Below are 15,203 nucleotides of genomic sequence, written 5' to 3' on the forward strand. Positions count from 1 at the left end.
TTTTAATGATTGTTACAGCGGTTTTAAATATACAGGCTAGATTTTTGCAAGCGAAAGGAATGTCTTAAAAAAAGCATTTTTTCTAATTATTGCCCAGAATCAGGGGTAGCCCGTCCTTCGACGATCCGACGATCACGATCTTGCTGTTGGGGGATTTTGACAACTCCAACGTTGCCTCAATCCCTCTCATTTTCAATAGCTTATCCGACAAGCTGCTGTTCACGATGTTGTTGGCGCGGGCCTCGCCTTCGGCGGCAATGCGCTTCCGTTCAGCCTCGCTCTTCTCTTTGTCCAGCCGGAACTGATAGGCCAGCGCTTCTTGCTGCTGTTGAAGCTTACTTTCAATGGCTATACGAATCTGGTCGGGCAGTTGGATGGACTTGATGAGCAGGGCCACCATGGTGACATTGTTGGCGTGTAGTATTTTCTCCGACTCTTCTTTTATCGTGGCTTCCACCTCGGCGCGTTTGGTTGAATAGATCTCTTCAGCCGTGAACCGGCCCATCACCTGGCGTACGGTAGACCGGACCTCGGGTACGACCAATACGTTGATATAGTCGACGTTAAACTTCTCATAGATGTATCCGATCTTTTCCGGGATCGGTTTAAACCGAACAGAGATGTCTACGTGAATGGACAACCCGCTTTTATCGAGCACATCCATATTCTCGTCCTGCGACGTCTCCTGAACATCGTACACAAACACATCGTTCCACGGAGCTTTCATATGAAAGCCGGGTTGAGCAATGTGGTCTTTGTCCAGGCCATCGCCGAACTTGTAGAACACGACGGCGCGTTGAGTGGCGTTGACGGTAAAGAAGAGGCTTGAAGAGATTCCCAGGAGTACAAAAAAAGCAATTACCCCCACGATGATCAGGGGTAGCATTCGACGATTGTTCATGATATAGGTATAAGTTTGTGGCTGGCTGGTATGGGCGCGGTCGCCGGGGTGGCAATGATCAAAGCTACGAATAAAATCGCTTTTGCGACCGAAACTTTTCCGTTTTCCCCATAGCAAACCACGATTTTATCTCCTATCTTGAAAAGGTTGAGCAGATTTTACGTTTTATCCCGCCGTTGTTTCATCCCCCTTGTATAGCTTGCACCCTGAAAGTTTGCTTCGGCCTACGGAATGAATGTGAGTTGCTTCGCTTATGGTAAGCTTACGGATCTACGGAAGATGGTGCGCAGGGTAGGATACGGTTGTCTTTTATGGCTTGCCTGTACGGCAGCCTATGCGCAAACGGCTCGCATCGAGGGCCTTGTCCGTGCATTTACACAAGCCACCGACGGTCGCGAGAAGTGCGACATTCTCCATCAGCTGACCGGCGAAACCTGGGACTACAACTTCGAGACCGCCCTGGAGTACGCCAAAGATGCGCACAACTTTGCACGCCGCATCTCCTACGGCCGCGGCATAACGCTTGCCCTAACAGACATTGGCACGTACTATTACTTTACGGGCAACTACAAGCTTTCGATGAGCTATTACCGGCGGGCGCTCACCGCCTCGGCCGATAACCTGACGCAGCCGCCGTACCTGGCGGAGACCTATACCCGCATTGCCAACCTGCATCGCATTTACGCCAACTTCGACTCCTGCGAAGTGTACTTTCGCAAGGCCGAAGGCTGTCTGGAGGAACGGGCCATTACGTCGGCCCACGGCATGCTCTACCACAACCGTGGCCTGGTGAAATACGAGCTGTCGGCGTTTGAAGAAGCACGCCACTACTTCCGCCAGGCGCTGCAGATACGGCTGGCCCTGGGCGACAGCATGGCCTGTGGCGAGTCGTGGAAGACGATCGGTGTAACCCACACCGCCATGCATGCCTTCGACTCGGCGGCGTACTACTTCCGCAAGGTCCGCGGGCTGGCGCTTCGTCATAACAATCTGGAATTACTGATGTTCTATAACCTGCATCAGGGGGAGGTCTTCTTCGGACAGAGTGACTTTTTGCAAGCCATGCGGATGTTCAACGTAGCCGTTGACTCCCTCAATCACCATCCCTTTAAACGCTACCAGGCCATCGTGCTGAAGAACATTGGTCGCATCTTCGAAACACAGGGCGACTATCAAAACGCCCTCGACTTCTTTTATCGGTCATTGAAAATAGACGAGTCGGCCGAGCACCGGCAGGAAGCAGCCCGCACGTACATACAGATGGGCTGGGTGCACGCCGAGCAACGCGATATCCCCAAGGCCTACATGCGTGCCAATGGTGCCCGCAAAATCTTCCGCGCGATTGGCGACCAGGCAGGCCTCGCGCAGTTCTATACGCTGCGCGGTTACATTGGCCGCCGCGAAGGGCGCCTGACCGAGGCGCTACACGACTACGATTCTGCGCTGGCCATCCTGGCGCGGGTAAATCTGCCCGTGTTGGAAGGCACGGTCTACGACCACAAGGCGCAGATATTGCTGCAACAGGGCAACTACGTGGACGCTATACGGTACGAGACCCGGGTCTATACGCTGGCTGATCAATACAAAGACCACGCCGGCCTGGCCTGGTACTATAATACGATGGCGAAGATCATGCTGGCCCAAAAGGAATATGGCCAGGCCGAACACTTTGCGTTGGCCGCGCTCGAGCAACTCAAGACCGTCAACTCGGCCGACCTGATGCGGGATGTATATAGCAACTTGTCGGCGTTATACCGGGGCAGCGGCCGCTATGAAAAAGCCATGGAGTTTTACGAGGCCTACATCCACATCAGCGACAGCCTCTATACCGGCGCGGTCGCTACGCGCCAGGCGGAGCTCAACGTCCTGTATCAATTGGAAAAGAACGAGCAGGAGATTGGTGTGTTGAATCAGCAAAACAACATGCAGCAGTCTTTGCTGGCCGCCCAGAAAAGCCGGCTGCGTTTTCAGAATACGGTGCTGATCCTGGCCGTTCTTGCCTGTATATTGATGGCCGTGTTGGTGGTGATCTTCTTTCGCTACAACCGCACGAAGAGCAAAGCCAACGAAGAGCTGAGCCGGCTGAACCGCGAGATCGTTGAACAGAAAGAAGAGATACAAGCCCAGTCCGAAGAGCTGAGTGGCGCCAACCGCGCCCTGGTACGCCTGAACATGGAGCTGACAGAAAAGACCGAGGAGATCCAGGCCCAGTCCGAAGAGCTGCGCGAAACGAATGAGATGATCGTAGAGATCAACCGTGACCTCGACCTGAGCGTGACCAAACGTACTGCCCAGTTAAAAGAAGCCTACAAAGAGCTGGATACATTTTTCTATCGCTCGTCACACGACTTCCGCCGGCCACTGACCACGTTTATGGGATTGGCTGAAGTGGCAAAGATTACCGTAAAAGACAAGACAGCGCTCGAACTGTTTGACAAAGTAAAGGAGACAGCCCGCAGCCTGGATAAGATGCTGGTGAAGCTGCAATCCATCAGCGACGTGGGGGCGCAGGAGCTTGTGTACAAAGAAGTATTGGTAGAGGAGCTGTTTCATACCGTATGCAAAGGCTTTCGCGACGAGCTCGACCAACGCGGTATCATTACCACCTGTGTGATCTCCCTGCCGGAAGCGTTTGTGTCATACCCTGCGATGATCCGGATCATTCTGGAAAACCTGGTAGAGAATTCCATTCAGTTCGCCACACCCTATAAACCGCACATCACCCTGCGGGCCTACCAGGTGGGTACGGACTGTATCATTGAAGCAGAAGACAACGGGCAGGGTATACAAAAAGATCTGGGCGATCGCATCTTTGACATGTATTTCCGTGGTAGCGAACGTTCCAAGGGTAACGGCCTGGGATTGTATATCGTGAAGAAGGCTGTTGAGAAGCTTAAGGGGACTATTCGCGTGGACACAACGGTGGTTGCGGGCGCAAAGTTTATCCTCGCGTTTCCATTGCACGACGATCGGTGGCCAGTCCTGCCGCGGTAACTTTTTGTGTGGAAAAACACGGGCAGCATGGGGAGATGCGGCCCGGGATTCGCTTTATTAGTCAGAAAAGGCTATCTTGTCTATTCACCTAAACACTTCATGAAGCCAGTTACCGTTCTCACACTCGTCGATCCAGTAGCCAATTCGAATCCCGTTTACAATGCTTTCGACCGGTTTTGGTTAAAACGTATCAACGATCCGCGCGACCTTCCCTTTATCTACCTAACGATAAAGATTTCCCTAACGATGGTGCCTGCGGGCATTCTGTTGTTCTTGCCGTTTATCACGGGCTGGGTATGGTGGGCCGTAGCAGCGGTATATTTCATGTTTAATAACTTTATGTTTAAAGGGCCGTTCGGCCTGATGCTACATTGCAGCAGTCATCGTCCGTTATTCAATACGCAAAATGCGTTTCTGAATAAATACCTTCCGTGGGTGCTCAGCCCATTCTTTGGACAAACGCCGGAGACCTATGCGGCCCACCACCTGGCGATGCACCACCGTGAGAATAACATGGAGAATGATCTGAGCTCGACGATGCAATATCAGCGCGACAGCCTTCGGTCCTTTTTGGTTTATTTTTCTAAATTCTTCTTTACTGTGATCCCCTCCCTGGCGTGGTACTTCAACGAGCGAAGCCAGGTCGCGCTGCGCAACAGAGTCATTCGCGGTGAGCTTGTATTTTTTGGAGCTTGTATCGGCCTTTGTTTTATCAGCTGGCAAGCAACGGTATGGGTATTTCTACTGCCGCTGCTAATCTCGCGCATCGTCATGATGGTGGGCAACTGGGCGCAGCATTCGTTTATCGACGCCGAGGACCCGGGTAATTTTTATAAGAACAGTATCACCTGCGTGAACACGCCGTACAACAAAAAATGCTGGAACGACGGCTACCACATTAGCCATCACATCAAGCCCGCCTTGCATTGGACACTGCATCCCGAGCACCTGCAAACGAACTTACGTGACTATGCCGAGAACAAGGCATTGGTATTCGAGGGTATCCACTTTCTGCATGTGTGGTGGTATCTCATGAACAAAGACTACGAAAAGCTGGCGAAACGGGTGGTCAATGTGCACGGTATGTTCGCCTCCGAACAGGAGGTGATCGATCTGATGAAACGGCGGGCACGCGTTATTGCATAGCCCATAATTTTTTTTGAGAAGATCGCCGAGGTGAACACCGGACTGTTCATATTTGTGCAGCGTAACGGTTCAGGAACGCCGCCAGCGTTCTATAGACGCTGATTCCGGATGTGGCCTGAGGATTGTGACACCATACAATATCGCTGAATCACCCTGCGTTTATCCTGCATGCAAAAAATAACAGACTTCTTCCTGTGGTGCTCGGGTGCCGACCGACGCATCCTTGAAAAATGCCAATCGGAAACCAGCAAATACGTCGGCATTGGCGCGACGATCTTTTTTACGGGGCTGTTTGCTGCAGCTTCGGGTGGGTATGCATTATATACCATTTTTGATAGTGTGTGGATTGCGGCCTTTTTCGCGGTTTTGTGGGGCCTGATGATCTTTAACCTCGACAGGTTTATCGTTTGCAGCATGCGGAAGGAAGGCAATGGCCGGCGCGAGCTGCTGATGGCGTCGCCGCGGATCATCCTGGCCGTGTTGATCTCCATCGTTATTGCCAAGCCCCTGGAGCTAAAGATCTTTCAAAAGGAGATTGAGCCCGAGCTGATCGTCATGGAGCAGCAAAAGTATCGCGAGCAGGAAGTCCAGGTCACGGCACGTTTTCAACCTTTTCGTGATAGTCTCAGCGCACAGGTGCAAATATTGAAAGCAGAGATCGTCGCCAAGGAAGTCATTCGCAATGACCGCGTGCGCCTGGCGCGTGAGGAGGCCGACGGCACCGGCGGCAGCCGCAAGAAGAACTTAGGGCCGATCTATAAAGTAAAAAAAGCCGACGCCGACCGGGCCGAGTCGGAATTGGCAGCCGTTACGGAAGCCAACCAGGCGCGTATCTACCAATTAGAGAAAGGCATTGCCGAACAGGACTCGTCGTTAAGCCGCGCCCTGGTGGCACTGGAGCGGAGCAGCATGAATGGCCCTGCGGCGCGCATGGAAGCGATGGATCGTCTTACGGGGTCCAGCAGCGCCATGGCCTGGGCGCACTGGTTTATCATGCTGTTGTTTATTGCTATTGAAACGGCGCCGGTGTTTGTGAAGCTGATTTCCGGCAAGGGGCCTTATGATAACCTGTTGAAAGTAGAAGAACACCAGTTTACCGTGCACGAGATAGAGGAGCTGGCGCGGATGAATACTACGGCCAAGGAACGTACCGCCAATTATCCCCAGCACGAACGCACTTTTATTGCCGGGAGACTGGATGCCGAAATAGAGCCTTGATGCCATTAATAATGTCTTGAAAAGGCGCCAATAGGGGGGATGAGCTAGTCTTGAGCTAGAGTCTACCTAGAGTTAAGCTAGTCATAAGCTAGTGCTAAAAGGACCAGGATAACTGGCGGATATCAAGCGCTTAGCTTCCGCCGAAACCCTTTGTGCGATGCCGGTCTGGAGACTGGAATGGGATCAACAGCGGGGATTTCTCCGAGTATAGCCCGAGTATAGTCCGTATTGAGCCCGACATATCCCCGTGCTAGAAGGACGGGGATATGTGGGGGCATCGCCGCTTAACCTCCAGCCGTTCTCCCAGGTTGATGAGATGAACGACCCGATCCGAAATCGTTGGAAATTATCGCAACTATCTTACTTACAATTAATTAGATGGATTTATGCAGATGGCTGGTTTGGGCGTATCGATGACCGGTCATCACATTGTATCGAAGAATTTCGATTTTTTCTGGGCGAAGTTATTGTTTATAATCCCATAAACTCTACCTTAGCTATAGATATGACCAGTAAAGCCCCATTTTACGCTGCCCAAAACGTGACACCTTCTATGAAGATGTGTTGGTGTAAGCGTTTCTTGCGGGTTGCAGGAGCTTGGAAACGTGATGGTCTATAATACAAGAAAAGAGACAACACATTTATAACGAGCCTTTCCTGCAAGCTGGAAAGGCTCTTTTATTTTAACAGAAAACCGAACAAACAGCCCTTAGCCATGCAAAGCTTTCGCACCGAATTAGAAGATTTGAACAACCCGGTTGTGGCACAAGATATTCTTGACCTGGAGAAGAAGATCCGTCTTTTCCGTGACGGGAAGATTGACAGCGACAAATTCCGCAGCCTCCGGCTGGCACGCGGCATTTACGGGCAGCGGCAGCCGGGGGTGCAGATGATCCGTATCAAGTTGCCGTTGGGGCGTATCTCCACGAAGCAGCTGCGGCGCATTGCCGACATTTCCGATGAGTATGCGAGCAAGAACCTGCATGCCACCACGCGGCAGGACATTCAAATACACTTTGTGAGCCTTGACCGTACCCCCGAGCTGTGGGCGCTGCTGGAAAAAGACCAGATCACGACGCGTGAGGCGTGCGGTAATACCGTGCGGAACGTGACGGCATCGGACCTGGCGGGCATCGATCCGAAGGAGCCATTTGACGTATCGCCTTACGCCTACGAAACATTCCAATACTTCCTGCGCAACCCGATCTGCCAGGAGATGGGACGCAAGTTCAAGATCTCCTTCTCGTCCAGCGACGATGATACGGCCTTCTCGTTCATTCACGATCTGGGCTTTCTGCCCCGGATCAACGAGCACGGCGAGCGCGGCTTTAAAGTCATGATCGGCGGTGGTTTGGGGGCAAACCCCTACCTGGCGCAGGTAGCTTACGAGTTCCTGCACGAAGACAAGATCATTCCTTTTACCGAAGCCATCCTGCGTGTATTCGACCGTTACGGCGAGCGCAGTCGCCGGATGAAAGCGCGCTTTAAATTCTTGCTCGACGACCTCGGCTTAGAGAAAGTCATGGCGTTGGCGGAAGAAGAAACCAACGCGCTTAAATCAAAGACTTATGTTATCAACCGGAACATTTTGCCGGAAGAAACTCCTGCAACGATCCAACTGGGCGAAGCGCCGGAGCCGGCAGACGCTGGTAAATATGCGCGTTGGTCTAAAACCAACGTAATAAATCAGAAGCAGGAAGGCTTCCACGGTGTGTACGTCAAGTTGCCGTTGGGCAATATGTCGTCTACCCTGGCGCGCTATTTTGCCGATATCGTAGACCAGTTCGCCGGCGCCGAAATGCGCGTGACGGTGAACCAGGGGTACCTGATCCGGTATGTGCGTCCCGAAGCGTTGAAGCACTTGTATGCGGCCCTTGACAAAGTGGGGCTGGCCGAGCCTGGCTTTGACAGTGTTGCGGATATCACGGCGTGCCCCGGTACGGAGTCGTGTAACCTGGCCATTTCTGACAGCACCAACATTTCGCTGGCGTTGGAGAAAGTGATTCGCGAGGAATATCCCGAGATGGTTCATAACACCGACATCAAAATCAAGATCAGCGGTTGCCCCAACTCCTGCGGGCAACACGGTCTGGCGGGTATTGGCCTGCACGGCAGTACCATCAAAGACAAGCAAGGTAAAGTATTGCCGGCGCTGGTGGTACTACTCGGTGGCGGCAAGCTGAAGAACGGCGATGGGATCATTTCCGATAAGATCATTAAAATCCCCAGCAAGCGCGGACCGGATGCGTTGCGCCTGTTGCTCGACGACTACGAGGCGAACAGCCAGGATGGTGAATACTACCACGACTACTTCCTGCGCGTGGGCCGCAACCACTTCTACACGTTGTTGAAGCCGCTGGGCGACCTGACAAGTGTCGTGCCTACCGACTACATCGACTGGGGAGAAGATCATAACTTTATTCTGCATACCGCTGTGGGCGAGTGCGCGGCGATTATGATCGACCTGGTGGCCACCCTTTTCTTCGAATCCGACGAGAAGCTGGAATGGGCCGAGAAGGCATTCCGCCAACAACATTACGCCGATGCTATTTACCATGGTTACAGTGCGTATATTAATACCGCAAAGGCAATGCTGCTGACGCGTGATATCAAGCCCAGCACGCAGATTCAGGTGATCAATGATTTCCAGAAGCACTTTGTCGATACGCAGGCGTTTTCGCTCCCGGAGAGCTTTAAAGACGTGGTATTGCGCATCAACAAAAACGAGCCGACGGCAGCCTTCGCCACCGAATACCTGGAAGCCTCTGCGAAGTTCCTGGGGGAAGCAAGGGTGTACCGCGAAGCGACAGATAAAGAAGTAGTAGAGAAATAACGTGTCCGATCGATGGTCATGAAAAATAGAAGCGCGCAGAAAGACCCCCGGTTGACGCTGGTAGGGGCAGGTCCGGGTGATCCGGAGCTGATCACCCTCAAGGCCATCAAGGCCTTGCAGGCGGCAGACGTGGTGTTATACGACGCGCTGGTGTCACAGCAGATCCTGGAGCTCATTCCGGCCGGTGTGCCTGCCTTCTCGGTGGGCAAACGTGCGGGCGAGCATTCGTACAAACAAGAGGAGATCAACGAGCTGATCGTGGAGTTTGCCTTTCAGTACGGCCACGTAGTACGCCTGAAAGGCGGCGACCCGTTTGTCTTCGGTCGTGGCTCGGAAGAGATCGACTTTGCCGAATCGCAAGGCCTGCCGACGGCGGTGGTACCGGGCATCAGCAGTGCCCTGGCAGTACCCGCCAGTTTGCATATACCGGTTACAGCCCGGGGCTATAGCGAAAGCGTGTGGGTCGTTACCGCCACCACCCGTACAGGGGCATTGTCGGGCGACATCGCCCTGGCGGCGCAGTCGACGGCGACGGTGGTTATTCTGATGGGGCTGGGCCGGTTGACGGAGATCATGACGCAGTTTGAAGCGCAAGGCAAAGGAAACTTGCCGGTGGCGGTGATCCAGAACGGTACCCTGCCGCAGCAACAAAGTGTGATCGGCACAGTAGCATCCATTGCCACGCAGGCGGCGGACGCCGGCATCGGTGCACCGGCTATCATTATTGTCGGCGAGGTTGTACGGTATGCGCGCGCGCTGGAGCACGTAGTTATAGCCACTAAATCCATGGCCTGACGGCCTTCACGTTAAACCGTTTTTCCCGATGGAACGCAACAATCTTTTCCCGGTATTCCTGAAGCTAGAAATGCTCGACATGCTGATCGTCGGTGGTGGCCACGTGGGCCTCGAGAAGCTGACGGCGGTATTGAAGAACAGCCCCGCGGCCAGGGTCACCCTCGTAGCACGGCATGTGCAGCAGGCGGTGCTTGACCTGGCAAAGGATCATCCGGGCGTAAAGATTGAAGAGCGCAACTTTAAGCTATGGGATCTGTGGGATAAAGACCTCGTGATCCTGGCGACCGACAACCGGCAGTTGCACGAGACCATTCGTAAGTTTGCCCGCACGCGCAAACTGTTGATCAACGTAGCCGACACACCGGATCTGTGCGATTTTTACTTAGGCTCTGTTGTGACGAAAGGAAATCTTAAGATCGGCGTGTCTACCAATGGAAAGTCGCCGACGATCTCTAAACGCATTCGCGAGTACCTCGAAGAGGCCCTGCCCGACGATACCAACGATCTGCTCGACAACATGCAAAAGATCCGCGAGCAGCTGACGGGCGATTTTAATCACAAAGTGAAAGTGTTGAACGAGATTACCACGACCTGGCTGGATAACAAGCAGGCGACGCCGGCGTCCTAGCCTGCGTTATTCGAGGATGATGGTCTTATTCCGATAAACAAACACACTGTCGTTAAACACGAGTTTTAACGAGCGCGCCAGCACGATCTTCTCTACATCGCGGCCGGCTTGCGTCATTTCCCACGCGCTGTGGCTATGGGCTACCGGTATAACGCTCTGGGCAATGATAGGCCCTTCGTCGAGGTTGTCGTTTACGAAGTGGGCGGTGGCGCCGATGATTTTTACCCCCCGGTCGTATGCCTGCTGGTACGGGTTTGCGCCGACAAAGGCGGGGAGGAACGAGTGGTGAATATTGATGATGCGGTGGGTAAAGCGCCCGATGAAAGCCGGGGAGAGGATGCGCATATACTTGGCCAGTACCAGGAACTCGGGATTATACTGTTGTATGACTTCCAGCACCTCGGCTTCGTGTGCTGCGCGGTCTTTGCCTTCGGCCGGTATATAATGAAATGGCACGTCAAACTTGCGGGTCAGGTCTTCCAGGTTTTGGTGGTTGCTGATCACGCAGAGGATATTGGCGTTGAGCTCTTGAAAGGTATGGCGGATGAGCAGGTCGCTGAGGCAGTGGTGCTCTTTGGTGGCCAGAATGACGATGTCCCGTTTGCGCTGTGCCGTCAGTTTGATAAATGCATCTGCGGGAAGGATCTCCCGCAGTTGTTCCAGGAAGACGGTCTCTTCTACGATGCCCGAGAATTCGGTGCGCATAAAGAAGTGATTGTAAGTGCGCTCGACAAACTCGCCGTTGCCCAGGATGTTAAGCTGGTGGCGGTAGATCACCTGGGTGATGGCGTAAATCAATCCGGGGCGATCGGGGCAATGGATGAGTAGTATTCCGGCGTCCATAACGTTACGGCTTGAAACCTGTATAGATGATCTCTCCCGGCACCAGGCCATAGGCCTTTTGTTTCTCGCGGGAAAGGGTGTTCACAAAGTTGTCTTCGACGGCACGCAGGCCGGCACGCTCGATGCGGCGGGAATAGTCACGGCCGTATTTGCGAACGTGGTCATCCTGGCCAAACAGCCGCTCGCGCTCGCGCGGATCGGTGATCGTCGTATCTTCGATGGTCACGTCGCCCATGGGCGCAAACAACGGTACCTGCATGATGGAAAAGCCGCCGGGTTTCAGCACGCGGCAGATTTCGCGCATGGCCTGGATGTCGTCCTGCACGTGCTCCAGCACGTGGTTGCAGAGCACGGCATCAAAGGTATTTTCGGGAAAGGGAATGGCATGGATGTCCATTTTCACTTTGGCCAGCGGCGACTCGATGTCGCCGGTGATGTAGCGGTCGCCGTGCAGTTTTTCGAACCGGGGGATAAAACAAGCCTCCGGGGCGATGTGCAGCACCCGGAGAGGGGCGGTGAAAAAGGTGGTTTTGTCTTGCAGGTACAGCCAGATAAGGCGGTGGCGCTCCAGCGACAGGCATTGCGGGCACAGGGCATTCGGGCGTGGCTTGATGCGGCCGTAGGGTAAAAACGTGCGGTAGGAGGTGTTGCAAACCGGGCAGGTGACAGCGGAACCGCGGTAGAACAGGCCGACCACCTTCAGGCCAAAACCGCCGACCCGTTGCAAATACTTGCGGGGAACGAAGCGGATTAGCCAGGAAATAACTTTTTTCATGCGGCCGCAAGATAGGATAAGTCGGGAGCTGAATTTTTACGGGAACTAAAACTTTTTGGTGGGAAGCCCCATCTTTACAGCAGGATCGGGGCAAGCCCTTGCTGCAGGAACGCGGCAGGAGATCCCGCCACCTGAACCGGAACAAGACGACATGGCCGAAACTTTACCAGCGATTGCCACCATGCATACTGACGACCTGATAGTCCGGGCGCGACAAGGAGATCAGCATGCCCAAGGCAAGCTGGTGCAACTGTGGTATAAACGCATCTATAACTTTTGCTACAAATTCTTCCTGGACCACGACCTGGCCATGGAGGTTTCGCAGAAGACGTTTATCTCCATGTGTAAGAACCTGGCCGGATTGCAAGACATTGCCCGCTTTAAATCCTGGCTGTACAAGATTGCCGTGAACTACTGTCGCGAGGAGGCACGGCGCAACAAGGGCAACCGGTCGCTCTCGTTTGATGTGGTCTGGAATCGCGAGGCCGAAGATTCGCCCGTATGGGAGTCGACGATGCAGCGGTTTGCGAACCCGGAGAGCCAATACCGCCACGCCGAGCTGTCGGACATTTTGCAGCAAGCGTTGTGCGAGCTGAGCGAGGAGCAGCGCGAGGTGGTGATCATGAAGGAATATGAAGGATTAAAATTCCGGGAGATCGCCGAGGTGCTCAATATTTCAGAGAACACGGTGAAATCGCGGATGTACTATGGATTGGATGGATTGAAGAAGATCCTGGAGCGGAAAAAAATTACAAAAGACACGATTGGCTATGAGCTATAAACCCGATCAGCATGCCTGGATGGCATACCTCTACGACGAGCTGGAGGCTGCAGAGAAAGCTCGCATGGACGAATATATCCGGACGAACCCCGAGGCCCGCCAGGAACTGGATAACTACCGGCACCTGCGTCAACTGATGGGTACCGTGGAAGATAAGGAAGTAATTGCACCGCCCATTGTGTTGGGCGACAGTGCGCCACGCATCGTGTGGAATACACCGGCGTTGCGCGTGGTGGCCGGCATTGCGGCCTCGGTGCTTATTCTCATGCTGGCGGGACGGCTGACGGGCCTGCAAGCCGGCTTTTCGGGCAACGAGTTCCGCATCAGCTTTGGGACACCGGCGTCGGCCCCGGCCGTTGTACCTGCGCCTGCGGCAGCCGCACCGGCTCTTTCCGCCGGCGAAGTGCAGCAGATGATCGATGCGTCGCTGACCCGGAATACGCAGACCCTGCAGGCCAGCTGGCAGGAGAACCAGCACGCATTGGATGCCTCCATTCGCCGCAGCCTGGCGAGCAACTCGGGTCGGATTAACGACCTGGTGAAAGAAGCGTCCACGGCTTCGCAGCAGCAAGTCCAGGATTTTATTGCCCAGGTGCAAACCGAGAACCAGCGCGTCGTCAAAGATTATTTCCAGCTTTCGGCCACGCAGCAAAAAGACTATATCGAAAACCTGTTGGTAGACTTTTCAAAATACCTGCAACAGCAGCGCTCCAGCGACCTGCAAGTGGTGCAAAGCCGCCTCTATGCGTTGGAGCAGAATACGGGTGTCTTCCAGCAAGAAACCGAGCAGATACTGTCCAGCATCATCACCTCGGTGGGCGGTCCGAATGGTCAGGGCAACCCGGCGGTAGCGGTGCAAACAAAATATTAAACGAACGACTACTACGAATATCCGAAGCATGATCATGAAGTCACAACCTCTCAACCGTACACGTTCTTCCTGGTTTTTCCACGGCCGCATGGCCTGTACAGTCCTGGCGCTCGTATTGGGTATTGCCAGCGTTTCGGCACAAAAGGAAAAGATATCTCACGCAGGCGATGTGAAGCCTATGGATGAGAGCCAGCTGCGTCGCGAAGTGGAATTGGCCCAGAATATCCTGGCCACGCTCATCAAACAGCAGTTTGATGAACGGACCTATGTGCCGCTGGAGATGTCGGTAAGCTATCAATCGGGATACGGCCTTACGTTTTCCATGCCGTCGAGCTACCTGTTGCCCATCGTGCTGATGGGGGGTGGGGGCAATGGGATTTATTCCGAGCCGGCAATGACCGTGCGGTCACGCAACTATGCCACCACCAGCGTGCCGGCGCTGACAGAGACGACAACCCGCGATCCGAGAGAGGTGGTGAAGCTGGAGGATGCGAAGACGCGCCAGCGCCGTTCCGACCTGGACAGTGCCCGGGAGGCCTATACGCAACGCATTATCGATGCAGCCAGGATCTTTATGGCGGATTTTAGCGACATTTTTACGCAGCTGCCTGCTTCAGAAAAGATCATTGTAACCAACCAGGGCAACCAGCCACGCACGTTGGCGGGGCAATACTTTGGGGCTCAGCCGGTGGCTTATGTATCGGTGGAAGCCACGAAGAGTGATATGGTATCACACAAACAGGGTAAAGGCACGCGCCAGCAAGCGTTGGATAAAATTAAGGTGATCAATGCTGAAGTGGTGCGCACCGTTGAGCCCGACCTGGAGCTGCTTTCAAGCATTTTTACCCGGTTGTACCGTGTGGACCTGGCCAAGACTTATTTTGTTGAACAGCAGGTATATTTCGACCGGCTGCGGGACTTTGGCGTGGTGTACTACATGCAAACGCTGAGTACCACCCAACGCAGCTATACCAGCTTTGACGTGCCCACCCTGGGGCTGGAAGATGTGGACCTACCGACCCGCAACAAAAAAGTAGCGGAGCTATACCCACGTTTTGAGGAGGAGCTGAAAGAAAATATTTTAGAATATGGACGAACCGTGAAAGCATTGGGCAATGACGAGTCGTTAATTTTTAAGGTAAACATCACTCCATGTCCTGATTGCGGTATACCCGCATCCCTGGAAGTGTCGATTAAGGGTAGTGTTTTAAAAGAATATCAGGCGGGCAAGATTACAAAAGATGCAGCTTTGGGGAAATTCATACTGAAAAAAGGAAGCATTCAGTAACATAACCAACCGTTTTTAACGTTTTCTCTCCATCGGGCTTCGGTTCACGGACTATCCAACGTAACCGCCGTCTCGCGCTGGGACTCTGCACGGAATTGACTAACTTTCGTCCGTCGCAGTAAAGGTATCC

The 15,203-nt window shown here is 53.6% G+C and carries 12 protein-coding genes; 9 read left to right on the forward strand and 3 right to left on the reverse strand.

The features are described 5' to 3' along the window. Positions 1 to 82 precede the first annotated feature (82 nt). Positions 83 to 901, reverse strand: a complete 819-nt coding sequence (locus KK062_RS12995; RefSeq protein WP_254084734.1) for a prohibitin family protein — start codon at positions 899 to 901, stop codon at positions 83 to 85. Between the two features lie 237 nt (positions 902 to 1,138). Here KK062_RS12995 and KK062_RS13000 point away from each other — a divergent pair, with 237 nt between their 5' ends. The 6 genes from KK062_RS13000 (at position 1,139) to KK062_RS13025 (ending at position 10,515) form a co-directional block, all read left to right on the forward strand. Next, positions 1,139 to 3,895: a tetratricopeptide repeat protein gene (locus KK062_RS13000; RefSeq protein WP_254084735.1), complete on the forward strand. Its 2,757-nt coding sequence runs from the start codon at positions 1,139 to 1,141 to the stop codon at positions 3,893 to 3,895. A gap of 99 nt (positions 3,896 to 3,994) precedes the next feature. Beyond that, the gene (locus KK062_RS13005) at positions 3,995 to 5,041 is read left to right on the forward strand and encodes a fatty acid desaturase family protein (RefSeq protein WP_254084736.1); all 1,047 of its coding nucleotides are present in this window, start codon (positions 3,995 to 3,997) and stop codon (positions 5,039 to 5,041) included. A gap of 168 nt (positions 5,042 to 5,209) precedes the next feature. Continuing rightward, on the forward strand, positions 5,210 to 6,259 hold the full coding sequence (locus KK062_RS13010) for a DUF4407 domain-containing protein (protein ID WP_254084737.1): 1,050 nt from the start codon (positions 5,210 to 5,212) through the stop codon (positions 6,257 to 6,259). 715 nt (positions 6,260 to 6,974) lie between these two features. Beyond that, complete coding sequence (locus tag KK062_RS13015; protein WP_254084738.1) at positions 6,975 to 9,092, forward strand: ferredoxin-like domain-containing protein; 2,118 nt, start codon at positions 6,975 to 6,977, stop codon at positions 9,090 to 9,092. A gap of 18 nt (positions 9,093 to 9,110) precedes the next feature. Then, a complete protein-coding gene (gene cobA, locus KK062_RS13020; RefSeq protein ID WP_254084739.1) occupies positions 9,111 to 9,887 on the forward strand; it encodes a uroporphyrinogen-III C-methyltransferase in 777 nt (258 codons plus the stop codon). A 28-nt stretch (positions 9,888 to 9,915) separates the two neighbouring features. Continuing rightward, positions 9,916 to 10,515 carry a precorrin-2 dehydrogenase/sirohydrochlorin ferrochelatase family protein gene (locus tag KK062_RS13025; RefSeq protein WP_254084740.1) on the forward strand — a complete coding sequence of 200 codons (600 nt, stop codon included), beginning with the start codon at positions 9,916 to 9,918 and terminating at the stop codon, positions 10,513 to 10,515. 6 nt (positions 10,516 to 10,521) lie between these two features. Here KK062_RS13025 and purU read toward each other — a convergent pair whose 3' ends face one another. Next, positions 10,522 to 11,358 (reverse strand): formyltetrahydrofolate deformylase, encoded by an 837-nt coding sequence (gene purU / locus KK062_RS13030; protein WP_254084741.1) that lies wholly within the window; start codon positions 11,356 to 11,358, stop codon positions 10,522 to 10,524. Between the two features lie 4 nt (positions 11,359 to 11,362). After that, positions 11,363 to 12,133, reverse strand: coding sequence for a class I SAM-dependent methyltransferase (locus KK062_RS13035; RefSeq protein ID WP_254084742.1), 771 nt, complete (start codon positions 12,131 to 12,133; stop codon positions 11,363 to 11,365). Positions 12,134 to 12,191: 58 nt separating this feature from the next. Between KK062_RS13035 and KK062_RS13040 the strand changes: the two genes are divergently transcribed. Genes KK062_RS13040 through KK062_RS13050 form a run of 3 tightly spaced genes read left to right on the forward strand, consistent with a single transcriptional unit; the run spans position 12,192 to position 15,073 of the window. Further along, the gene (locus tag KK062_RS13040) at positions 12,192 to 12,914 is read left to right on the forward strand and encodes an RNA polymerase sigma factor (RefSeq protein WP_254084743.1); all 723 of its coding nucleotides are present in this window, start codon (positions 12,192 to 12,194) and stop codon (positions 12,912 to 12,914) included. Next, entirely contained in the window at positions 12,904 to 13,785 is an 882-nt protein-coding gene (locus KK062_RS13045; RefSeq protein WP_254084744.1) for an anti-sigma factor family protein, read from the forward strand. Before KK062_RS13040 ends, KK062_RS13045 begins: the two co-directional genes overlap by 11 nt. 34 nt (positions 13,786 to 13,819) lie before the next feature. Then, positions 13,820 to 15,073, forward strand: a complete 1,254-nt coding sequence (locus tag KK062_RS13050) for a hypothetical protein (protein ID WP_254084745.1) — start codon at positions 13,820 to 13,822, stop codon at positions 15,071 to 15,073. Positions 15,074 to 15,203: the final 130 nt, after the last annotated feature.

The sequence above is a fragment of the Dawidia cretensis genome (genome assembly GCF_018598175.1).
Lineage (GTDB): Bacteria > Bacteroidota > Bacteroidia > Cytophagales > Cyclobacteriaceae > Ohtaekwangia > Ohtaekwangia cretensis.